Origin of the sequence: Microbacterium sp. 2FI, from assembly GCF_005502885.1 — a bacterium.
In the GTDB taxonomy this organism is placed as follows: domain Bacteria; phylum Actinomycetota; class Actinomycetes; order Actinomycetales; family Microbacteriaceae; genus Microbacterium.
In genome coordinates this window covers 68,501-89,425 of the sequence record NZ_SCMR01000003.1, presented here as the reverse complement: position 1 = coordinate 89,425, position 20,925 = coordinate 68,501, and the positions used below count along the sequence as shown (strand labels likewise).

Genomic DNA, 20,925 nt, shown 5'->3' with positions numbered 1-20,925 from the left:
CCGGGGTGGAAGAATGGAGGGATGAGCGAAACCTCGGCTGCCCCCACGTCCGAGAGCGAGACGCTCGGCTACACGCTGTGGGCCGTGTTCCGCCGCAACCACACCCGTCCCGCGGCCGGCGGCGACCTCACCGCCGCTGTCGCGGAGGTCGAAGCATCCGGTGTCACCGTCCGCGGCTTCTACGACGTCTCGGGCCTGCGCGCCGACGCCGACCTCATGATCTGGCTGCACGGCACCGACCCCCAGGTGCTTCAGGCCGCCCTCCGCATCCTCCGCCGCGCCGAGCCGCTCGCGTCGCTCATGCCGGTGTGGAACGCGATGGGGGTACACCGCGACGCCGAGTTCACCGCCAGCCACCTGCCCGCCTTCATGCGCGGCAAAGAGCCTGAGGCCTGGCTCACCGTCTACCCGTTCGTGCGGTCGTACGACTGGTACATCCTTCCCGACGACGAGCGCCGCCAGATGCTCGCCGATCACGGTCGCAAGGGCGCCGAGTACCGTCAGGTGCTCGCGAACACCGTCGCGTCGTTCGCGCTCGGCGACTACGAGTGGATCCTCGCGCTCGAGGCCCCCGAGCTCGTCGACCTCGTCGACCTCATGCGGCACCTGCGCCAGACCGAGGCGCGCCGGCACGTCCGCGAAGAGGTCCCGTTCTTCACCGGGCGCCGCATCACGCTCGACGAGATCGCCGAGGTGCTCGCGTGACGACGTCCGGCGGCACGCTGCGCATCGGCACCCGCGGCAGCGCGCTCGCGCTCGCCCAGACCGGGATGGTCGCCGACGACCTCGCAGACGCCACCGGCACGAAGACCGAGCTCATCACGATCACGACGGACGGCGACCGCTCGAACGAGCCGCTCTCACGCGCGGGCGGCGCGGGTCTGTTCACCGGAGCCCTCCGCGACGCCCTGCTCGAGGGCCGCTGCGACGTCATCGTGCACTCGCTGAAGGACCTGCCGACCGCGCCGCACGACCAGCTCGTCGTGGCCGCGATCCCGGCACGCGAAGACCCCCGCGACGCCCTGTGCGCGCGCGACGGCCTCACGCTCGAGACTCTCCCCGACGGCGCTCGCGTCGGCACCGGCTCGCCCCGCCGCATGGCGCAGCTGCGGGCGCGCCGCCCCGACCTCGTGGTCGTCGACATCCGCGGCAACGTCGACACCCGGCTCGGTCGCGTCGCGCCGGGAGATCTGGATGCCGTCGTCCTCGCCGCCGCCGGCCTCAAGCGCCTGGGTCGCACCGAGGCCGTCACGGAGTACCTCGACGCCGACCGCTGGCCCACCGCCCCCGGGCAGGGAGCGCTTGCGATCGAGGTGCGCCGCGGCGACGAGCGCCTTGTGCGCGCCCTCGATCACGTCGAGACCCGTGCCGCTGTCGAGGCCGAGCGCCACGTGCTCGCGCTCCTCGAGGCCGGCTGCTCGGCACCGGTCGGCGCGCGCGCCGTCGTCGACGCGGGCCTGCTGCTGCTGTCGGCGAGCGTCTACAGCCTCGACGGCGCGACCGTCCTCACCTCTTCGCACGCCGCGGTCTGGCCCGACGACGGCGATGTCGCACGCGACGTCGCCGAAGGTGCCGCGCGCGAACTGCTCGATGCGGGCGCCGCCGGACTCACCGGAGCCCGCCCATGATCGATCACCCCGACCGTCCGTACCGTCCCCGGCGCCTGCGCGCCACGCCCGCGATGCGCCGTCTCGTCTCCGAGACCCGCCTGCACCCCGCCGACCTCGTGCTGCCGATGTTCGTGCGCGAGGGCGCTGCCGAGCCCGTGCCGATCTCGTCGATGCCGGGCGTCGTGCAGCACAGCACCGATTCGCTCCGCCGTGCGATCGCCGGGGCGGCCGAGGCCGGCATCGGCGGCGTGATGCTCTTCGGCGTCCCGGAGCACAAGGATGCCATCGGGTCCGGCGCGACCGATCCCGACGGCATCCTGAACGTCGCGACGCGCATCGCAGTCGCAGAGGCAGGCGATGCCCTCGTCGTGCAGACCGATCTGTGCCTCGACGAGTTCACCGACCACGGCCACTGCGGCGTGCTCGATGCCCGGGGGTACGTCGACAACGACGCCACGAACCTTCGCTACCGCGACATGGCGATCGCGCAGGCAGAGGCGGGCTCGCAGCTGCTCGGCCTCAGCGGCATGATGGACGGCCAGGTCGCCGAAGTGCGCTCGGCGCTCGACGGCGCCGGCTTCACGAACACGCCCATCCTCGGGTACGCCGCCAAGTACGCCTCGGCCTTCTACGGCCCCTTCCGTGAGGCCGTGCAGTCCTCGCTCGAGGGCGACCGCCGCACGTATCAGCTCGATCCGGCGAACCGCCGCGAGGGCCTCCGCGAAATCGACCTCGATGTCGCCGAGGGCGCCGACGTCGTGATGGTCAAGCCCGCGATGAGCTACCTCGATGTGCTGGCCGATGCGGCGGCATCCAGCCCGGTGCCCGTGTGGGCGTACCAGGTGTCGGGCGAGTACGCGATGATCGAGGCCGCAGCCGCCCACGGCTGGATCGACCGCCGCCGCGCCGTCGAAGAGTCGGTGCTCGGCATCCGTCGCGCCGGCGCCGATGCCGTCCTCACCTATTGGGCCGTGGAACTGGCGGGATGGATCCGATGAGCACGCAGACGACCAACGTCCAGGAGTTCGAGCGCGCCCGCGCCGCCATGCCGGGCGGAGTCAACTCTCCCGTGCGCGCGTTCGGCTCGGTCGGCACCACCCCCCGCTTCTTCGTGTCCGCCTCGGGCCCGCGCGTCACCGACGTCGAGGGTCGCGAGTACGTCGACCTCGTCGGGTCGTGGGGTCCGGCGATCCTCGGTCACGCGCATCCCGCGGTCGTCAAGGCAGTCCAGGATGCCGCGGCCCACGGCCTCGGCTTCGGCGCATCGACCCCGGGCGAGACCTCGCTCGCCGAGCTCATCGAGCAGCGCGTCGTCCGCCCGCCGGTCGTTGAGCGAGCGAAGCGAGACGAAACGCGTCCGATCGAGCGCGTGCGCCTCGTCTCGACCGGCACCGAGGCGACGATGACCGCGATCCGCCTCGCGCGCGGCGCGACCGGACGCGACCTGATCGTGAAGTTCGCGGGCCACTACCACGGGCACTCTGACGGTCTCCTCGCCGAGGCGGGTTCGGGTGTCGCGACACTCGCGATGCCGGGGTCGGCCGGGGTCCCCGCACCCATCGCCGCGCAGACCCTCGTGATCGCGTACAACGACCTCGACGCGGTGCGCGAGGTGTTCGCCGCGCGCGGCGACGACATCGCCGCGATCATCGTCGAGGCAGCGCCGGCGAACATGGGCATCGTGCCGCCCGCGCACGGCTTCAACGCCGCGATCGCCGCGATCGCCCACGCCCACGGCGCCCTGCTGATCCTCGACGAGGTGCTCACGGGCTTCCGCGTCGGCCCGGCCGGCTGGTACGGCATCGACCCGGTCCCGTTCTCGCCTGACCTGATCACCTTCGGCAAGGTCGTCGGCGGCGGGCTGCCGCTCGCGGCCCTCGGCGGGTCGGCGTCGCTCATGGAGCTGCTCGCGCCCCTCGGCCCCGTCTACCAGGCGGGAACGCTCAGCGGCAATCCGCTCGCGGTCGCGGCCGGACGCGCGACGCTCGACCACCTCGACGCCGCCGCCTACGCCCGCATCGACAACGCGGCCGCACAGATCGCCGACGCCGCGGCATCCGCACTCTCCGCCGAAGGCGTCACGCACGTCGTGCAGCGCTCGGGGAATCTCTTCTCGATCCAGTTCGCCGAGACTGCACCGCACGACTACGACACCGTGAAGGCGCAGGAGGCGTTCCGCTACCCGCCGTTCTTCCGCGCGATGCTCGAGCAGGGTGTCTCGCTGCCGCCGTCGGTGTTCGAGGCGTGGTTCGTCTCGGCCGCGCACGACGACGAGGCCGTCCGGCAGATCATCGACGCGCTGCCCGCGGCCGCACGTGCGGCCGCCGAGGCGACAGCACCCACCGCGAGCTGACATGACGCGCCTGACGGCCGTGCGCGGCGACATCACCGCCGAGGTCGTCGACGTCATCGTCAACGCCGCGAACCGCGCGATGCGCGGCGGCGGCGGAGTCGACGGCGCGATCCACCGTGCCGGCGGCCAGGCGATCCTTGAGGACTGCATCGCACGGTTCCCGCGGGGCCTTGCCACGGGAGATGCCGGCTGGACGACCGCCGGACGCCTCCCCGCGCGCTGGGTCGTCCACACCGTCGGCCCCAATCACACCGCCGGCGAGCGCGACCCCGCCCTGCTCGCCTCCTGCTACCGGCGCTCGATCGAGGTCGCGGGTGAGCTCGGCGCCCGCAGCATCGCGTTCCCGCTCGTCAGCGCCGGCGTCTACGGCTGGCCGCGCGACGAGGCGATCCTCATCGCGGTCGAGGCGATCGCGGCCGCGGCAACCGCCACGGCCACGATCGACGAGGTGCGGCTCGTCGCGTTCGACGACGCCACCCACCGCCGGATCACCGCAGCCCTCGCCACCGCCCCCGCCGTGCGCATCCTGCAGGCGGTGCGCGTGCTGCACGAGCGCGGATACCACCGCGTGCGAATCCACCCAGGAATGTCGGCCTCGGGCATGTACTGGCGAACCCAGGCCGGCGACCTCGCCGACCCTCGAGCGCAGGTGGCGTACACGACCGGTGCGGTGAACGAGTTCCTGGGGCGACACGTCGATGCGCTGACTCCGCGCGCCGAGCTCGCCGACGCGATGCTCGCCGCAATGCCCACGCTCGAGCCGCTCGCCGACGACCCGGCCTACGTCGCCTGGTACGCGGGCCTGCTGGCCCGCGTCGAGCAGACCTACGGTCGTCCGATCTCGTACGCCGACTACTTCGACGACAGCCTCGGGTGGGAGATCGGCTGGTGCACCGACGACCGCTACCCCGCCCCGCCGCCGCGCTGACCCACCCGCGCAGGCAGGAAGAAAGCCCCCGATTCCTCGGGGGCTTTCCGGTTTTCGGTGGACCTGAGGGGATTTGAACCCCTGACCTCCTCGATGCGAACGAGGCGCGCTACCAACTGCGCCACAGGCCCGTAAACCTCGTAAACACTATCACGCAGGAACACCCGCTCCGAATCCGCACGACCCCCGCACGACCCTCGCGAGCGCCCTGCAGGACTACTGCCCGGACGCCCGCCGCGCCAGCAGGTCGCGCACGTGCGCCTCGATCTCGGCATCGTCGACGTAGCCCATGCGGGAGACATCCAGGGCGCCGGAGCGCGCAGCGCGCGCCGTGCCGATCGAGGGCGGAGCCTGCGCTTCGGCACGCTGACGGATGGATTCCTCGAGTGCGGCGGTGCGCAGCGCCTCGCGTGCGGCCTCGGCATCGAGCACCGCCGCGGCGCGCGAACCGGCCGATGCCGTGAGTGGCCGCGGCAGCTCTCGCGGCGCCCACTCGCGTCGCTCCGACTCGAGCGTCAGATCCTGCAGCGACGATGCGACCGCGACACGGGTTTCGGCATCCGTCGCGGCGACGAACGTGCGCGCCCCGACACGCGACATGCGCCGCAGCACGAGAGCGGCGGTGACGCTCGCGCCCACCCCCGTCCACAGGAGCAGCTGGGCTCCGCTCGTCACGACCTCGAACGCTCCCCACGTCGCGACGCCGATGCCGGCGAGCACGATCGTCGTCGCGATCAGCCGCAGCGTCCTTCGCGCTCTCGCACGGCGCGCGGCCGGCGCTTCGCGCGCGGCGATTCGGGCATGCCGTGCCTCTTCGAGGTCGACCTTCGCCTGTTCGAGAGCCGCCGATTCGCGATGCGCGAGCGCGCGCCGCGCGAGTCGCTGCTGCGCGAGTGCGGTGCGGGCGTTCAGCTCGAGCCGCACCTCATCAGGGGTTTCGCTGGTCTCGGCGAGCACGCGCAGCGCCTGATTCAGCCGCACGGCATTGCGCTCGGCCGCGTCGTACTGTCGGCGGCTGTGCCACGAGGGCAGCAGATACACGAGCCACAGGAGCGCAGCGACGAGCACGATCACTCCCCCGCCCAGCACCTGCCCACCCATGGGGACCACGCTAGGCGATGACGGATGCCGAGGCCGCGGCATCCGTTGCGTGTCGCCCTATGCGTGGAGTCGGTCCGACGGCGGGATCGTGGCGGCGTCCTGCGGCACTCGCCCGGCGACCCACCGCTGCAGCACGCCTTCGGGCACGTCCTCTCGCACGAGTGCGAAGGCGTAGTGGTCGCGCCAGTCGCCGTCGATGTGGATGAACCGGCGCCGCAGACCTTCGTAGCGGAAGCCGAGCTTCTCGACCACGCGCAGGCTCGCCTGGTTCTCCGGACGGATGCAGATCTCCATGCGGTGGATGCGCAGCTCGCTGAAGCAGATGTCTGTGGCGAGCGCGACGGAGACCGGCGTGATTCCGCGACCCGCGAAGCGCCGTCCCACCCAGTACCCGATCGTCGCCGAGGCGAGCGACCCCCGCGAGATGCCCCACACGTTCAGCTGCCCGGCGACCTCGCCGCCGTACTCCATGACGAACGGAACCCCGGCACCGTCGCGGTACTGCTGCAGCAGGCGCCGGACGCCCAGCTTCATGTCGAAAGACACCGGGCCGTCGGGGCTCGTCGCCTCCCACGGCTGCAGCCACTCGCGATTGGCGAGCAGCTCGTTCTGCAGCACGCGCGCATCGCGCTGCCGCACGAGTCGGATCGACACGGGGCCGTGCCGACGCGGAACCGTCAGATCCACCGCACCCCCTCGCACGAGCGGCGTCAGAGTGTCGCCGCGAACTCCTTGAACCAGGGACGCAGTTCGGGGCCGAGATCCTCGCGGTCGGCGGCGAGCTGCACGATGGCCTTGATGTAGTCCACCCTATCGCCGGTGTCGTATCGGCGACCCCGGAACACGACGCCGTACACGCCAGGCCCGTCGGGGTCGGCGGCGAGCTCCTGCAGGGCGTCGGTGAGCTGGATCTCGCCGCCCTTGCCGGGCTCGGTGCGCTCGAGGATCTCGAACACCGACGGGCTCAGCACGTAGCGGCCGATGATCGCGAGGTTCGACGGCGCGTCTTCGGGCTTGGGCTTCTCGACGAGGCCGGTGACCTTGACGATCCCGTCCCGGTCGGTCTCCTCCACCGCAGCGGCACCGTACATGTGGATGTGATCCGGGTCGACCTCCATGAGGGCGACGACGGCGGCACCGGTGCGCTCGTGCTCGGCGATCATCGTGGTGAGCAGCTCATCGCGCTCGTCGATGAGGTCGTCGCCGAGCATGACGGCGAACGACGACGCACCCACGTGCGCCTTCGCGCGCAGCACGGCGTGACCGAGTCCGCGCGGCTCGCCCTGGCGGACGAAGTGGATGTCGGCGAGGTCGCTCGACTGCACCACGCGGCGCAGGCGATCCTCGTCGCCCTTGTCCTTCAGCTTCACCTCGAGCTCGGGAACCGCGTCGAAGTGGTTCGAGATCGCATTCTTGTTGCGCCCGATGATGACGAGGATGTCGTCGATGCCCGCCGCCGCGGCCTCTTCGACCACGTACTGGATCGCCGGCTTGTCGACGACGGGGAGCATCTCCTTGGGCATCGCCTTGGTGGCAGGAAGGAAGCGTGTGCCGAGACCGGCCGCGGGGATGACCGCCTTGATGGGGGTATGAGGCATTCCCCGATTCTACGTACAGCGTCGACATTCGCCGCGGTTCCGTGCGGTGCACATGGAGAGCGGGAGTCTGGCCGCGCCCCCGCGCCGTAGACTCGACGGCATGTCCGACGCGATCGCAGACGCCAAGCGGGCGCTGCGCGCCGAGCTTCGCGAGCGGCGCCAGCTGCTCACCCCGCAGGCGCGCGACGCGGCCGCCGTCGGCATCCACGCCCAGCTCGACGCCCTCGTCGAGCGACTCGGCGTCCGGTCGATGTCCTGCTTCCTCTCGACCACCACCGAGCCCGGCACCCGTGCTTTCGTGACCGACGCGGTCCGCCGCGGCATCCGGGTGCTCCTGCCGGTGACGCGCGCCGACGGGCTCATCGACTGGGCGATCGCGACCCCCGAGGGCGAGATCGCCGAGGGCCTCTTCGGCCTCCCCGAACCCACAGGCGAACTGCTCGGTCCGATCGCCGCAGGCGACGTCGACCTGCTCGTCATCCCCGCCGCCGCCGTCGACAGCCGTGGCATGCGCCTCGGCTGGGGCCGCGGCTACTTCGACAAGACCCTCGGCTCGATGGAGCGCTGCCCTCCGGTGTACGCCGTCGTCTTCGACTCCGAGGTCGTCGACCTCGTGCCGAGCGACGTGCACGACCAGTCGGTCACCGGCGTCGTCACGCCCACCCAGACCCTCACCCTCGCGCCCGAGCGGCGCTGAACGCCCGAGAGAGACATGCCCACCTACGCCTACGCCTGCAAGAACTGCGGCCACCGGTTCGACGCCGTCCAGTCCTTCGCCGAACCCGCGCTCACCGAATGCCCCGAGTGCAGCGGAGTGCTCCGCAAGGAGTACGGCTCGATCGGCGTCACCTTCAACGGATCGGGCTTCTACCGCACCGACTCCCGCGCGAGCGCACAGTCGGGGTCGGCATCCGCGAAGCCCAGCGAAGGCTCGTCGGGCTCGTCGAGTTCGTCATCCGGTGGCGACTCGTCGTCATCTTCGACATCATCGAAATCCGAGGCGAAGGCCTCGCCCGCGTCGACGGGTTCATGACCGGCGGGAGCCGGCGACAGTGAGGGGCATCACGTGATCAAGGGCTTCAAGGAGTTCATCCTCCGCGGAAACGTCATCGACCTGGCCGTCGCGGTGGTCATCGGCGCCGCGTTCACCCTGATCGTCAACGCGATCGTGGCCGGACTCATCAACCCCCTGATCGCCCTCGTCTTCAACGCGAGCAGCCTCGACAAGGTCGGGTGGACCGTCGAGAACATCAACGGCGACGAGGTGTTCTTCGCCTTCGGCGCGATCCTCGGCGCGATCATCAACTTCCTCGCCGTCGCGGTCGTGGTCTACTTCGTCTTCGTCTACCCGATGAACAAGGTCAAGGAGCGCGCGGCCGCGAAGGCCGGCGTCGCCGAAGAAGAAGCCTCCGAGCTTCCCACCGAGCAGGAGCTGCTCATCCAGATCCGCGACCTTCTCGAGCGTCAGAACGACACCCCCGCCGCGAAGGTCTGACGCCGGCTCACCAGTGCGGCGGCACGTCCCGCCGCATGCGTTCGTCGTTGGGGCCGGCGACCGTTCCGGATGCTGCCGCCTCTCCGTCCGCGGCATCCGTCTTCTCGTCGTCCGCCGGGCGCGGTTCGGCGGTCGTGCCCGGCGCCGGCGTGAGCTTTGCACGTCGGGAGCCGGGGACCTTCTCGATCCGCTGCCTCTTACTCGATGACATCGATCGGCTGGGTGTCGGTCTCGGCCTTCGACGCCTCGGGCGAGACTCCCACGAGGGACGCGATGCGGGCTGCGACGCCGGCGGGATCGCTGTAGAGGTCGAACGAGTGCACGCGCACGTAGTGCCATCCGAGGCGGCGCAGGATCTGCGGACGCAGCCGCAGCGACTCTCGAAGCGATTCACCGATCGTCTCGGGATCGCTCTCGACGACGACCGCGCGCCCGTCGAACTGCGCGACGAGAGGCAGCAGGCCGCGGTAGTGCACGTCGACCGCGAGGCCGAGCGCGCGCAGCTCGTGCGCGAGGGCGAGCGTCAGCGGGTCGGCGAGATCTTCCAGCCGCGCCTGGCGCGCGCGGGCGGCGATGCCGCCGAGGATCGACATGAGGGTGGCCGCGCCGTACTCGAGTCGGCCGTCGTCGAAGGCCGACGGCCGGATCGACGACACGATCACCATCGAGCGCCGTGCGCGTGTCATGCCGACGGTGAGCAGACGTTCGCCGTCGGGGGTCGACAGGTCGCCGAAGTCGCTCAGCACGCGGCCGTGCTTGGTGAGGCCGAAGCCGAGTGAGAAGACGACGCGGTCGCGGCTCTCGGCGACCGACTCCTCGAGCGTCAGCACCGCGAACGGCTCGGCCGTGTCGCGCGAGACGAAGTCGGCGACGTCCGAGCGACCCGCGAACGCCGCCTCGACGGCACCGCGGATGCGCTCGGCATGCTTGACGCTGGCCGTGACGACCATGAGCGATTCGGTGCCGCGGTTGACGGCATGCTCGACGACGAGGGTCACGACACGCGCGACCTCGGCATCCGGGCTCTCGACCGCCCCGGTGACGGGGTCGGGCGCGCCGGTGCCGCCCTCGACGTAGTCGACGCCGAGGCTCCCGCGGCCGAGATACGAGCCCGCCCACGGGAACGACACCAGCTCGCCGCCGTAGAACGCGTCGTTGACGAGCTCGGCGAGATCCTCGCCGCCGGCCCGATAGCTGCGGGTGAGGGTCTCCACCGGCAGCAGATCGGCGAGCCGCACGAAGATGCTGTCGGCGTCGAACGGCTCGTCGGGCTCGGGCTCGACGTCTGCGGCTGAGATGCTCGCCGCCACGCGGAACGGCGTCGGCTTCTGCGTGACGGGGTCGCCGAACACGACCACCTGGTTCGCCCGACGCAGCGCGGGGGCGGCTTCGGCGAGGCAGAGCGCGGCGGCATCCGCGATGATCACGACGTCGAAGCCGTGGTGCGCCGGAATCTCGGCGACCTCGTAGGGGGAAGCGAGCCACACCGGCGCCAGCGTGCGCATCAGCGTCGGAGCGGCGGCGATGAGCTCACCCGGCGTCGCCGTGGGGGTGCGCAGCGCCTGCTTGAGGGCGGCCGCCTCGGCCGCCTCGTCGACGATCCCGATGCGCCATTGCGTCGCGAGCTGCGCTGCGAGGAGAGGACCGGATGCCGCGGCATGCGCCTCATCCACGAGACGGTAGTCGCGCTCGAGGCGGTCGACGACGGCGGTGTTCGCGCCGAGGAGCGCGCGATCCTGACGCAGCAGGTGCTCGAGCGCGGACTGCCACCAGGCGTGCTCGAGTTCGGCGGCGACCTGCGCCTCGGGCACGTGGCGCACCGACAGCTCGGCCAGCAGCGGCTCGAGGCCGAGGGCTGCGAGCTCGGTGCGCAGGGTCACGCGCTCGCGCAGGTTGTCGAAGACGTCGGACTCGGCGGCCAGGCCCGCCAGGATCCGGACGAGCTGCGTGACCGGCTGCGTCGCGAGCCGGTCGGCACCGGTGCGGCCAAGGGTCGCATCGAGCTCGGCGAGCTCGGCATCCACGCGCTGCCATGCGACGTGCACATCGGCGAGGCCGAGCGGCACCTCGGGCAGCACGCCGACGTCGACCAGTCGCTGCCAGTCGGTGCGCTGCTGCTGGATGCGTACGAGGGCCTCGTGCATGTCGGCGACGTGGACGCCGGGGCGGACGTACTCGCGAGAAAGGCGACGCAGCCGCCTCCGGTTGGCGCCGCTGAGGTTGGGCGCGTCGCGGCGCGGACCGTGCGCCTGGATCAGCTCGGTGAGTGGCCGCTCGAACACGGTGAGGCTGAATCGGTCGAGGGAATCGCGGATGCCGAGCAGCAGCTTCAGGTAGGCGCCGAGTTCTGAGACCGTCGCGAACGGGCGCATGCGCGTCTGCGCGATGAGCTCGTAGCCGCGCTCGAGGAGAGCGGGCAGGTCGTGCTGGTGGAGCTTCCCGGCGAGCGCGTGAGCCGCACGCGCCTGCTCGGTCGTCGAGAACGACACGCCGTACCAGGGCGAGTCGTCGGGGCCGAAGCGGAACTCACCCAGCCGTGCCGCGGTGGCGAGCTTGGTCGCAGCCTCCGCACGCACGGGCGCGATGCGCTCGAGCGTCGCCGCGTCGAAGCGCGCCGCCGTCGACGGCGCAGGGTCGCTGCCCGCGAGCCGCGACAGGCGGCGCAGGATGTCGAGCACCGAGACGCCGAGCGAGGGATGGGTCGTCGTGACGGCGCCGCGGTAATCGCGCAGCACGCCGCGCAGGCGCACGAGCGCCTCGTCGATGTCGGCGACCTTGGGCTGCTCGGCCTTCTCATTCCGGCCGATCGCGCGGATGAGGTCGCGCTGCACGTGGCCGGGCGAGACGGCGAGACCCGGCAGGCCGATGCCTGCGAGGCGATGACGGATGCCGTCGAGGGTCGATCGGCGAGCGCTGACGACCAGCACCCGATTGCCGTCGCGGATGAGCGCACCGACCGCGTTGATGACCGTCTGGGTGCCGCCCGTTCCCGGAAGCGTGTGCACGGCGAGCGACTGCCCGGCGGTGATGCGGGCGAGCACGCGCTCCTGCTCGGAGTCGGCGTCCAGCAGCAGGTTGTCGGCGCCCGGCGGGCGGTCGTCGGGGCCGGTCTGCGGCGCCACGTCTCGACGGGCGGTCAGCCGCTCGCGGTCGTCGGGGTGACCCGCGAGGGCGTTGAGCACCGGGTGGTCGAGGTCGACGGCATCCCGCGCCATCGCCCCGCCCACGTCGGCGAAGCTCGATACCAGCAGGCGCGGCTTGACGGTGAAGCTCTCGACGTCGGCGGTGAGGGCGCGCAGGTGGTCGATCACCGGCTGCGGCTTGAAGACGCCGCCTTCGTGGGCGAGGGCTGCGAGGGCTGTGCCGTCGAGGTAGATGCCGAAGTGCGTGCGCAGCGCCCGGACGAGCTCGGGATTCACCGACACGGTGCCGTGCAGCTTCAGCTCGAAGTCGGTGTGGTGCCGGCGGATCGCGAGCGGCCGCAGCAGCACCGGCGCGGTGCACGCCATGCCGCCGATGCTCCACGAGGCGAGGCCGACGGCGAGGCGGACGGCATCCAGCCCCCGTGTCGTCCGCAGCTCGAGGTTCTTCGCCGTGATGCGCTCGGCGGCGAGCCGGGCGCCGCGCAGGGCCACCTCGTCGCGATACAGATTCGACAGCAGCGTCGAGCGGCCGGTGATGAACTGCGGCAGGCTGCCCGGATGCGCCTTGGTGATCTCGATCGAGGCGTCGTGGGCGTCGGAGAAGTGCAGCAGCGTCGAGCGGCCGCCGAGCTCGGCAGCCTGTACGCGCAGGCGATCGCGCTCGGGTTCGGCGATGTGCATCACCGTCACGTCGGGCTCGGCAAGGCCGAGATCGCCGGGCATCACCGAGATCCCGGGCTCGACATCTTCTGCGCCGACCACGGCGCTGCCTTCTGCTCGCCACACACGAGCCAGACTAGGCGGCGTCGCTGCGAGGCCCTTGCAGGCGAGGCGGGTTTCGCGGTATTGGCAGACACGCCGAGTGATCAGCGGTTCCTCCCCAGGCCTGGTTCGCACCGCAGTTCTCCCCGATAGCGCGCGCCCGCCCGGCTGCGGGTGCCGCAGCGCCAGGATGGTCGCATGACCCCCGAGGACGCCCCCCGATTCCTGCTTCATCCGTCCCCCGTCGGCGACATCCTGATCGTCACGACCGACGCCGGCATCGTGACCCTCCACCCGGTCCACGACGCCGCCTCCGAAGAGATCGCCGTGATCAGTCGCCTCCTTCACGCGGCACCGATCCACGAGGAGACGGATGCCGCCACCGACGCCGCAGCACAGCTCGACGAGTACTTCGCGGGCGCCCGCCGCACGTTCGACCTCGCGCTGGACTGGCGACTGGTCCGCGGCTTCACGGGCGAGGCGCTGCGCGCCGTGTGCGACATCCCCTACGGCGAGACCGCCGGGTACGGAGAGGTCGCGATCGCGGCGGGCAGTCCCCGCGCCGCACGAGCCGTCGGCACCGCATGCGCGACGACGCCGTTCTCGATCGTCGTGCCGGTGCACCGCGTCGTCCGCGCCGACGGGTCGCTCGGCGAGTACGGCGGCCACCCCGAGGTGAAGCGGTTCCTGATCGATCTCGAGCTCGCCGCGCTCGCACAGACCGCGGGCGAGTAGGCCGCCCGCGCACGATGCACGGTCCGGTCGGCACACGGCAGTCCGGCCGGACCGTGCGTCGATGGGCTCCTGGTCATCTCTCCCACCCCATCAGCCCGATCCCGGGTACGGCCCGATGGTAAAGTCGTCGCGACAGGCGGCACGGCAGCCGTCTCCCCGGAAGCAGGTTGTGCGTGGGAGCACTTCGCAGCATCGAGCCGCCGTCGCCTGGTGAGAGCGACGCGCAGGTTCTCGCGCGCGCCGTCGCCGAACTCGTCCGCCGCACGCGCTTCCCCGTGGCCTTCGGCGGGCTCGAGATCGACGGTGCGATTCCGATCACGTCGATCGTCGGCGCCCGCACCCGCAGCCTCGAAGGTCTCGTCGTCCGCCCCGAACGCGGACTCGGCGGCCGCGCCCTCGTCGAGAAGCGGGCGCGCCTCACCCTCGACTACCGCTCCGCCCGCAGCATCACCCACGACTACGACCGCGCCGTCCTCGGCGAGGGCATCTCGACCCTGTTCGCGATCCCGGTGGTCGTCGGCGCGCGCGCCCGTGGTGTCATCTACTGCGGCTCGTGGGCCGAAGAGCCGGTCGGCGAGGTGGTCGCGCAGTCGGCCTTCGCGGTGGCGGGCGAGCTGTCCACCGAGTTGCGCGTGCGCGACGAAGTCGCTCGCCGACTCACCCTGGTCCCACGCTCGACCGAAGCGCCGGCCATGGCTCCCGCAGCGCGTGAAGAGCTGCGCCAGACCTACGCCGAGCTCCGCACGATCGCCGCCGGGGTCGACGATCCGGCCCTGCGCGAGCGCCTCGCCCGCATCGAGGAGCGCCTCGCCGCGCTGTCGAAGACCGATGCCGAGCCGACGCTCGAACTCGAGGTGCACCTCTCTCGCCGCGAGACCGACGTGCTCGCGTGCGCGGCGATCGGCGCCACCAACGCCGAGATCGGCGAGACCCTCGGGCTCCGCGAAGGCACCGTCAAGTCCTACCTGCAGTCGGCGATGGCGAAGCTCGACGCCTCGACCCGACATGCCGCCGTCGCGCGGGCGCGGCGCGCAGGCCTTCTCCCCTGATCGGCATTTCCTTTTTCGCCGCGAATCGACACCGCAATTCGGGCACGCGCGGAATGCACGATAGTGCTGTGCCCCAATTCCGCCTAATGTGACACCTATGGCCCGCAAAATCGTGCATCAGCTCGTCGACGATCTCGACGGCACCATTCTCGAAGTCGGCGACGGCGAGACCGTTCTGTTCTCGCTCGACGGAACCGCCTACGAGATCGATCTGACCACCGAGAATGCGGCGGCTCTCCGCGAGGCGATCGCCCCGTTCGTCGATGCGGCCCGCTCGATCTCATCGTCACGCAGTTCGTCCGGATCGTCCGCCGCTGCCTCCGCCGCGCGCAAACGGCGTCGCACGGGCCAGCAGGACTACAGCGCGATCCGCGCGTGGGCCAAGAGCAACGGCTACACGGTATCTGAGCGCGGGCGCGTGCCGGCATCCGTCCTCGAGGCGTACGAAGCCGCACACTGACCGCACGCTGATCCGCAACCCACTCAGGCGGTCGTCTTCACCGCCGAGAGCAGCTTCGTGAGCGTGTGCTTGGCGTCGCCGAGCACGATCGACACCTTCGGGTCGAAGAAGAGTTCATTGTCGATTCCGGCGAATCCCGGATTCAGCGAGCGCTTGAGAAAGACCACCTGCTGCGCATCGGCGACCGTGAGAATCGGCATTCCGTAAATTGGGGAGCCGGGCGAGGTCTTCGCCGCGGGATTCACGACGTCATTCGCACCGACGACGAGGACCAGATCGGTCGTCTTGAATCGCGGATTCACGTCGTCCATTTCCACCAGCGCGTCATACGGCACATTCGCTTCGGCCAGCAGCACATTCATGTGCCCGGGCATGCGCCCGGCGACCGGATGGATGCCGAACACCACGTCGACGCCGCGTTCGCGCAGCACCTCGGCGAGTTCGGCCGCAGCGTGGTGGGCGCCCGCGACCGCGAGCCCGTAGCCGGGCACGATCACCACGCGCTGGGCGTAGTCGAGCAGGATCGCGACGTCGTCGGCATCCATCGTGCGCACCGGGCGATCGCTCGCCCCGCCGCCTGAAGCACCGGCCACCGTCGCGCGGAACGCGCCGAAGACGATGCCGGTGACGGTCCGCCCCATGGCCTTGGCCATCGCCATCGTGAGGATCGTGCCGCTCGCACCCACGAGGGTGCCCGCGATCAGCAGCAGCACGTTGGCGAGCACGAGGCCGGAGGCCGCGACCGCGAGGCCGGTGAAGGCGTTCAGCAGCGAGATCACGATCGGCACATCGGCGCCGCCGATGGGCAGCACGAGGAAGACGCCGAGCAGCAGCCCGAGGGCGACCAGGACGAACGCGTAGACGGCGTCGCCCGTGATGACGAGGGCGGCACCGGCCCCGACTGCTGCGAGGACGAGCGCGATCATGAGCGCCCGGAGGCCCGGGAAGGTCACCGCGCGGGTCGTGACGAGTCCTTGGAGCTTCCCGAAGGTGACGAACGAGCCGGTGAGCGAGACCCCGCCGATGAGCACGGTCACGGCCACGACGACGAGCGACCACGGGCTCTCGGAGTGTCCGACCTCGACGAGCGCGACGAGCGCCGCAGCCCCGCCGCCGACGCCGTTGAAGGCGGCGACGAGCTGCGGCATCTGGGTCATCTGCACGCGACGGGCCGTCGCGACCGCGATGACGGCGCCGACGACGATCGCACCGATGATCCACACCGGGTTCCGAAGCTCCACGCTCAGCATGTACGCCAGCACGGCGATCGCGGCGCCTCCGGCGCCGAGCAGATTCGCCCGCCGCGCCGTGCGCGGATTGCCGAGCCCTTTGAGCGCGAGGATGAACAGCACCGCGGCGACGATGTAGCAGACGGTGACCACTTCGGGCGGCAGCAGGATCATGCGCTCGCCCCCGTCCGTCGCGGCTTCGCCGAGAACATCACGAGCATGCGGTCGGTGACGACGAAGCCGCCGACGACGTTGATGGTCGCGAGTACCACCGCGACGATCGACAGGACGATCGCGAGCGCGTCCTCGGCCTGTCCTGCCACCATCACCGCGCCGAGCAGGATGATGCCGTGAATGGCGTTCGCCTCGCTCATGAGCGGCGTGTGGAGGGTGCTCGAGACCTTCGATACGACCTCGAACCCGAGGAAGACCGCGAGGATCGTGATCGTCAGCAGCGCGAAGCCGTCCATCAGGCGCTCACCCCGTTCGGTGCCTGGATCACGGCCGAGACCCGCTCGTTCACGATCGCGCCCTCGTGGGTGACGACGCTTCCGGTGACGAGCTCGTCGTCGAAGTCGAGCACGAGTTCTCCGTCCTTCACGATGAGCGCGGTGAAGTTCGCGCAGTTCATGGCATACAGCTTCGAGGCGTCTGGCGCGAGATCCGACTGGATGTCGCGCGCGCCGATGAGGGCGACCGTGCCGCCGGTGACGGCCACGTCGAGCCGCTCCCCCGCGACGGACCCCTCGATGTTGCCGCCGGATTCGGCCGCGAGGTCGACGAGCACGGATCCGGGCTTCATGGCGGCGACCATCGCCGCCGTCACGAGCCGCGGCGCCGCGCGTCCCGGCACGGCGGCGGTGGTGATGAGGATGTCGGCCGTCGCCACGTGCGGCGCGAGCAGCTCCTGCTGCCGTCGAGCGCGGTCTTCGGCGAGTTCCTTCGCATAGCCGCCGCTCGCGTCGGCGGTTCCGAGATCGAGGTCGATGAAGGTGCCGCCGACCGAGCGCACTTCGTCGGCGGATGCCGCGCGAACGTCGTTGGCCGACACGATCGCGCCGAGGCGCTTCGCCGTCGCGATCGCCTGCAGCCCCGCGACCCCGGCGCCGAGCACCAGCACGCGCGCGGGAGCGAGGGTGCCGGCCGCAGTCATCGTCATGCCGAACATGCGCCCGAACGCGTCGGCGGCCAGCGTCACGAGCCGGTACCCGGCCAGCAGCGCCTGCGACGACAGCACGTCCATCGACTGCGCGCGTGAGATGCGCGGCAGCAGGTCGAGCGCGAACGCGGTCACTCCCCCGGTGCGCGCCGCCTCGACGGCGGCGGTGCTCTGGAAGGGGTCCATGACCCCGATCGTCACGGTGCCGGAAGGCAGCGCCTCGACCTCCGCCACGGTGAGCGGGCGGACATGGAACAGGATGCCGCCGCCCACGGGCGTGCCAGGCGCGACGATCGTGGCGCCGGCGTCGCGGCAGGCGGCATCCGCCACCCGCGCCGGCGCACCTGCACCCGCCTCGATCTCGACGATCGCACCCGACGCGACGAGCTTCTTCACGCTCTCGGGCGACGCCGCGACCCGCTTCTCACCGGGCGTGCGCTCGACGCGCACGCGTACCGTGACCGGCACGTGTCCTCACTCCCCGCCGCGACTTCCTCGTCGAGGCACTCCCGGCATCGTAACCAGGAGTTCCCTCATCGAGGACCGATGGGCGCGAGGGCGAGATGCAATCGTTGCGTCAGGCGCGGCGCATCTGACCTGCGGCCGGGCAGTCGAACGGGTCGCGCGCGGCGAGGCCGACGCGGTTGAGGTACTCGATGACGATGCCGTACGAGTTCCACAGCGTCGTCTCGGTGTAGGGCACGTCGAGCGTCTTGCAGTAGTCGCGCACGATCTCGCGCGCCTGCGCGAGGTGGGGTCGCGCCATGTTCGGGAACAGGTGGTGCTCGACCTGGTAGTTGAGTCCGCCCATGAGGGTGGTCGCCCACCAGCCGCCCGAGATGTTGCGCGAGGTGCGCACCTGCTTGCTGAAGAAGTCGAGGCGGGCATCGGCCGCGATGATCGGCATGCCCTTGTGGTTGGGCGCGAACGAAGCGCCCATGTAGACGCCGAAGACGGCGAGCTGCACGCCCATGAACGCGAACGCCATGCCGAGCGGCAGCAGCAGGAACACCGGCACCAGCACGACGGCGAGGCGCAGAACGATGAGGGTGAGCTCGAGCCAACGGCCTTCGATGCGCTCGCGCGTGAAGAGGAGGTGACGCAGACCCTGGTAGTGCAGGTTCAGGCCCTCGAGGGTCAGCAGCGGGAAGAACAGCCACCCCTGCTTGCGGGTGATGAGGCGGATCAGGCCCCGCGACTTCGCGGCATCCTCATCGAGGAACGAGATCGTGTCGACCTCGATGTCGGGGTCGCGGCCCACGCGGTTGGGGTTCGCGTGGTGACGACTGTGCTTGGAGTCCCACCACGAGATGCTCATGCCGACCACGCCGCTGGCGATGATGCGCGCGAGGCGCAGGTTGGCGGGGCCCGTGGAGAGGATCTGACGGTGCGCGGCCTCGTGGGCGAGGAAGGCGGCCTGGGTGAGCAGGATGCCGAGGGCGCCGGCGATCAGCAGCTGGAACCAGCTGTCGCCGAGCAGGATGAACCCGGTGATGCAGCCGCCGATGCCGAGCGCGATGACGCTGCCGACGATCAGGTAGAACCAGGGCGTCCGGGCGAGGAGGCCCGTCTCTTTCACGACATTCGACACGCGCGTGTAGGCGCGGGCGATGGGCGGGAAGGTCTCCTGGTTGGCGTACGTCTGGCGTACCGGGCCGAGCGTGGAGACGACGACATCACTGGCGGAGATAAGGCGGCTCCTCGGGTCGGCAACAGGACCCGAGAGCCTGAGCTGGAGTGCGGCGGGCAGAAACCCGGCCGCTGGTTCCGAGCATACGGGCGACCACATTCACGAAGCGGCATGCACGGTCGATGCACAGGCGGATTCCGGGATCAGCCCGTGCGCACCGACATGTCGTCTTCGGCTCGTTCGAAGAGCCGGCGCGTGCCGCCGCGCGCGACCATCAGCACGATGATGAGCGCCGTCACCTGGAAGAAGCCGCCCAGCGACACGGTGTCGCCGAACGCCAGGTCGACGAGACCGAGCACGAGGAACTTGCTCCCCGGCAGCACGAGCACCAGCGTGATCGCGCTCGTGACGCGGGCGCCGGTGGAGTCGGCCGTGCGGAAGCGGTGCACGATCTTCTTCTTCGCCCACAGCACGACCTCGAGCACGATCTTCAGCAGGATGGCGGTCAGCAGCGCGAGCAGGAACGTCTCGGTGATGACGGCGGGGAAGAGCTGGATGAACGCGCCCAGCACGACGAGGTAGACGAAGACGTCCACGAGATCGATGGGCCGGATCCGCACGGGGCGAGTGTATCCGCCCGGGTGTGTCAGTGAGCGTCAGTACTCGAACACCAGGCGGGCCAGCACGGCGCCCGAGAGCACCTCGGCCATCGCTTCATTCACCTCATCGAGCTTGCGGCCCTCGGCGATGATCCGGGTGCGGCCGGCTGCGTGGAGCGCGAAGACCTCGGCGAGGTCCTGTCGCGTGCCGACGATCGACCCGATGATCGAGATGCCCTTGAGCACGGTCTCGAAGATCGAGACGCTCATCTTCTCGTCCTTCGGGAGTGCGACGCAGATCAGGCGACCGCCTCGGCTGAGTGACGAGAACGCCTGCTCGAACACACGAGGAGACGCGGCGAGCACCACCGCGACATCCGCACCGCCGAGATCCTGGATCGTGGCGACGGGGTCGACCTCGGCGGCGTTGACCAGATGGTCTGCCCCGAGCTCTCGAGCGAGTTCGAGCTTGGGCTGCTCGATGTCGACGGCGATGACGGATCCGCCCATGAGGCGCGCGTACTGCACCGCGAGGTGCCCGAGGCCGCCGATTCCGAAGACGGCCACGCGCTCGGTCGGGACGATGCCGGCGACCTTGAGCGCCTTGTAGGTGGTCACACCTGCGCACGTGAGGGGTGCGGCATCCAACGATGTCACTCCGTCGGGGACCGTGACGACGTGCTTCGCGCTGGCCACGGCGTATTCGGCGAACCCGCCGTCGACGGAGTAGCCGCTGTTGTGCTGCTGCTCGCAGAGCGTCTCGCGGCCGTCGATGCAGTAGCGGCACTCGCCGCACGCGTAGCCGAGCCACGGGAGCGCGACGCGCTCGCCGATCGAGCGGTGCGTGACGCCGGTGCCGAGCTTCTCGATGATGCCGACACCCTCGTGGCCGGGGATGAAGGGCAGTCCGGGCTTGACGGGCCAGTCGCCGCGCGCGGCGTGGATGTCGGTGTGGCACAGCCCGCAGGTTTCCAGGCGCACGAGCACCTCGCCCGTCGCGGGTTCGGGGATGTCTCGCTCACCGACCTCGAGCGGCGCGGTGAACGATGTGACGACGGCGGCTTTCATGGCGGG

22 protein-coding genes and 1 tRNA gene are annotated in these 20,925 nt (G+C 70.7%); 11 read left to right on the top strand and 12 right to left on the bottom strand.

Annotated features, from left to right (window positions below; genetic code table 11):
* Positions 1–21: 21 nt before the first annotated feature.
* From hemQ to FFS15_RS18940, 5 genes are read left to right on the top strand one after another with little or no spacing between them, the layout of a single operon-like run.
* Positions 22–705 (top strand): hydrogen peroxide-dependent heme synthase, encoded by a 684-nt coding sequence (gene hemQ / locus FFS15_RS04365; protein WP_137843782.1) that lies wholly within the window; start codon positions 22–24, stop codon positions 703–705.
* The gene (gene hemC / locus FFS15_RS04360; protein ID WP_137843781.1) at positions 702–1,628 is read left to right on the top strand and encodes a hydroxymethylbilane synthase; all 927 of its coding nucleotides are present in this window, start codon (positions 702–704) and stop codon (positions 1,626–1,628) included. The genes hemQ and hemC overlap by 4 nt, the downstream gene beginning before the upstream one ends.
* Positions 1,625–2,608, top strand: a complete 984-nt coding sequence (hemB, locus tag FFS15_RS04355) for a porphobilinogen synthase (RefSeq protein WP_137843780.1) — start codon at positions 1,625–1,627, stop codon at positions 2,606–2,608. Before hemC ends, hemB begins: the two co-directional genes overlap by 4 nt.
* Positions 2,596–3,963, top strand: a complete 1,368-nt coding sequence (locus tag FFS15_RS04350; RefSeq protein WP_137843779.1) for a glutamate-1-semialdehyde 2,1-aminomutase — start codon at positions 2,596–2,598, stop codon at positions 3,961–3,963. The genes hemB and FFS15_RS04350 overlap by 13 nt, the downstream gene beginning before the upstream one ends.
* Position 3,964: 1 nt before the next feature.
* A complete protein-coding gene (locus FFS15_RS18940) occupies positions 3,965–4,891 on the top strand; it encodes an O-acetyl-ADP-ribose deacetylase (RefSeq protein WP_137843778.1) in 927 nt (308 codons plus the stop codon).
* Between the two features lie 58 nt (positions 4,892–4,949).
* Here the strand turns inward: FFS15_RS18940 and FFS15_RS04340 are convergent.
* From FFS15_RS04340 to galU, 4 genes are all read right to left on the bottom strand, one after another.
* Positions 4,950–5,022 (bottom strand) — tRNA-Ala (locus FFS15_RS04340).
* An 85-nt stretch (positions 5,023–5,107) separates the two neighbouring features.
* On the bottom strand, positions 5,108–5,992 hold the full coding sequence (locus tag FFS15_RS04335) for a large exoprotein (RefSeq protein ID WP_137843777.1): 885 nt from the start codon (positions 5,990–5,992) through the stop codon (positions 5,108–5,110).
* 57 nt (positions 5,993–6,049) lie between these two features.
* Positions 6,050–6,679, bottom strand: a complete 630-nt coding sequence (locus FFS15_RS04330) for a GNAT family protein (protein WP_137843776.1) — start codon at positions 6,677–6,679, stop codon at positions 6,050–6,052.
* Positions 6,680–6,702: 23 nt separating this feature from the next.
* Positions 6,703–7,590: a UTP--glucose-1-phosphate uridylyltransferase GalU gene (galU, locus tag FFS15_RS04325; protein WP_137843775.1), complete on the bottom strand. Its 888-nt coding sequence runs from the start codon at positions 7,588–7,590 to the stop codon at positions 6,703–6,705.
* A gap of 100 nt (positions 7,591–7,690) precedes the next feature.
* Here galU and FFS15_RS04320 point away from each other — a divergent pair, with 100 nt between their 5' ends.
* The 3 genes from FFS15_RS04320 to mscL are packed head-to-tail and all read left to right on the top strand — an operon-like array spanning position 7,691 to position 9,085.
* Complete coding sequence (locus FFS15_RS04320; RefSeq protein WP_137843774.1) at positions 7,691–8,287, top strand: 5-formyltetrahydrofolate cyclo-ligase; 597 nt, start codon at positions 7,691–7,693, stop codon at positions 8,285–8,287.
* A gap of 15 nt (positions 8,288–8,302) precedes the next feature.
* On the top strand, positions 8,303–8,623 hold the full coding sequence (locus tag FFS15_RS04315; protein ID WP_137843773.1) for an FmdB family zinc ribbon protein: 321 nt from the start codon (positions 8,303–8,305) through the stop codon (positions 8,621–8,623).
* Positions 8,624–8,656: 33 nt separating this feature from the next.
* Complete coding sequence (mscL, locus tag FFS15_RS04310) at positions 8,657–9,085, top strand: large conductance mechanosensitive channel protein MscL (protein WP_137843772.1); 429 nt, start codon at positions 8,657–8,659, stop codon at positions 9,083–9,085.
* Positions 9,086–9,092: 7 nt separating this feature from the next.
* Here the strand turns inward: mscL and FFS15_RS04305 are convergent, their stop codons facing one another.
* A complete protein-coding gene (locus FFS15_RS04305; protein ID WP_137843771.1) occupies positions 9,093–9,296 on the bottom strand; it encodes a hypothetical protein in 204 nt (67 codons plus the stop codon).
* Complete coding sequence (locus tag FFS15_RS04300; protein ID WP_171013093.1) at positions 9,283–12,951, bottom strand: AAA family ATPase; 3,669 nt, start codon at positions 12,949–12,951, stop codon at positions 9,283–9,285. The genes FFS15_RS04305 and FFS15_RS04300 overlap by 14 nt, the downstream gene beginning before the upstream one ends.
* A gap of 237 nt (positions 12,952–13,188) precedes the next feature.
* Here FFS15_RS04300 and FFS15_RS04295 point away from each other — a divergent pair, with 237 nt between their 5' ends.
* The 3 genes from FFS15_RS04295 to FFS15_RS04285 all read left to right on the top strand — a co-directional run bounded on the left by FFS15_RS04295 (position 13,189) and on the right by FFS15_RS04285 (position 15,234).
* Positions 13,189–13,725 (top strand): methylated-DNA--[protein]-cysteine S-methyltransferase, encoded by a 537-nt coding sequence (locus tag FFS15_RS04295; RefSeq protein ID WP_137843770.1) that lies wholly within the window; start codon positions 13,189–13,191, stop codon positions 13,723–13,725.
* A 173-nt stretch (positions 13,726–13,898) separates the two neighbouring features.
* On the top strand, positions 13,899–14,774 hold the full coding sequence (locus FFS15_RS04290) for a helix-turn-helix transcriptional regulator (protein ID WP_249353706.1): 876 nt from the start codon (positions 13,899–13,901) through the stop codon (positions 14,772–14,774).
* Between the two features lie 97 nt (positions 14,775–14,871).
* A complete protein-coding gene (locus tag FFS15_RS04285) occupies positions 14,872–15,234 on the top strand; it encodes an Lsr2 family protein (protein ID WP_137843769.1) in 363 nt (120 codons plus the stop codon).
* Positions 15,235–15,257: 23 nt separating this feature from the next.
* Here FFS15_RS04285 and FFS15_RS04280 read toward each other — a convergent pair whose 3' ends face one another.
* The 6 genes from FFS15_RS04280 to adhP form a co-directional block, all read right to left on the bottom strand.
* The gene (locus tag FFS15_RS04280) at positions 15,258–16,637 is read right to left on the bottom strand and encodes an NAD(P)(+) transhydrogenase (Re/Si-specific) subunit beta (protein ID WP_137843768.1); all 1,380 of its coding nucleotides are present in this window, start codon (positions 16,635–16,637) and stop codon (positions 15,258–15,260) included.
* A complete protein-coding gene (locus FFS15_RS04275; protein ID WP_137843767.1) occupies positions 16,634–16,933 on the bottom strand; it encodes an NAD(P) transhydrogenase subunit alpha in 300 nt (99 codons plus the stop codon). Before FFS15_RS04275 ends, FFS15_RS04280 begins: the two co-directional genes overlap by 4 nt.
* A complete protein-coding gene (locus FFS15_RS04270) occupies positions 16,933–18,090 on the bottom strand; it encodes an NAD(P) transhydrogenase subunit alpha (RefSeq protein WP_249353704.1) in 1,158 nt (385 codons plus the stop codon). The genes FFS15_RS04275 and FFS15_RS04270 overlap by 1 nt, the downstream gene beginning before the upstream one ends.
* A 109-nt stretch (positions 18,091–18,199) precedes the next feature.
* Complete coding sequence (locus FFS15_RS04265) at positions 18,200–19,372, bottom strand: acyl-CoA desaturase (protein ID WP_249353742.1); 1,173 nt, start codon at positions 19,370–19,372, stop codon at positions 18,200–18,202.
* Positions 19,373–19,455: 83 nt separating this feature from the next.
* Entirely contained in the window at positions 19,456–19,872 is a 417-nt protein-coding gene (locus tag FFS15_RS04260) for a hypothetical protein (protein WP_137843765.1), read from the bottom strand.
* Between the two features lie 36 nt (positions 19,873–19,908).
* Complete coding sequence (gene adhP / locus FFS15_RS04255) at positions 19,909–20,919, bottom strand: alcohol dehydrogenase AdhP (protein ID WP_137843764.1); 1,011 nt, start codon at positions 20,917–20,919, stop codon at positions 19,909–19,911.
* Positions 20,920–20,925 lie beyond the last annotated feature (6 nt).

Excerpts from the sequence above, each read along its gene's own strand:
- hemQ (WP_137843782.1), top strand. The coding sequence starts at position 22 with ATGAGCGAAACCTCGGCTGCCCCCACGTCCGAGAGCGAGACGCTCGGC.
- hemB (WP_137843780.1), top strand. The coding sequence starts at position 1,625 with ATGATCGATCACCCCGACCGTCCGTACCGTCCCCGGCGCCTGCGCGCC.
- FFS15_RS04350 (WP_137843779.1), top strand. The coding sequence starts at position 2,596 with ATGGATCCGATGAGCACGCAGACGACCAACGTCCAGGAGTTCGAGCGC.
- FFS15_RS18940 (WP_137843778.1), top strand. The coding sequence starts at position 3,965 with ATGACGCGCCTGACGGCCGTGCGCGGCGACATCACCGCCGAGGTCGTC.
- FFS15_RS04335 (WP_137843777.1), bottom strand. The coding sequence starts at position 5,992 with ATGGGTGGGCAGGTGCTGGGCGGGGGAGTGATCGTGCTCGTCGCTGCG.
- galU (WP_137843775.1), bottom strand. The coding sequence starts at position 7,590 with ATGCCTCATACCCCCATCAAGGCGGTCATCCCCGCGGCCGGTCTCGGC.
- FFS15_RS04320 (WP_137843774.1), top strand. The coding sequence starts at position 7,691 with ATGTCCGACGCGATCGCAGACGCCAAGCGGGCGCTGCGCGCCGAGCTT.
- FFS15_RS04315 (WP_137843773.1), top strand. The coding sequence starts at position 8,303 with ATGCCCACCTACGCCTACGCCTGCAAGAACTGCGGCCACCGGTTCGAC.
- FFS15_RS04305 (WP_137843771.1), bottom strand. The coding sequence starts at position 9,296 with ATGTCATCGAGTAAGAGGCAGCGGATCGAGAAGGTCCCCGGCTCCCGA.
- FFS15_RS04300 (WP_171013093.1), bottom strand. The coding sequence starts at position 12,951 with ATGCCCGGCGATCTCGGCCTTGCCGAGCCCGACGTGACGGTGATGCAC.
- FFS15_RS04295 (WP_137843770.1), top strand. The coding sequence starts at position 13,189 with ATGACCCCCGAGGACGCCCCCCGATTCCTGCTTCATCCGTCCCCCGTC.
- FFS15_RS04285 (WP_137843769.1), top strand. The coding sequence starts at position 14,872 with ATGGCCCGCAAAATCGTGCATCAGCTCGTCGACGATCTCGACGGCACC.
- FFS15_RS04280 (WP_137843768.1), bottom strand. The coding sequence starts at position 16,637 with ATGATCCTGCTGCCGCCCGAAGTGGTCACCGTCTGCTACATCGTCGCC.
- FFS15_RS04275 (WP_137843767.1), bottom strand. The coding sequence starts at position 16,933 with ATGGACGGCTTCGCGCTGCTGACGATCACGATCCTCGCGGTCTTCCTC.
- adhP (WP_137843764.1), bottom strand. The coding sequence starts at position 20,919 with ATGAAAGCCGCCGTCGTCACATCGTTCACCGCGCCGCTCGAGGTCGGT.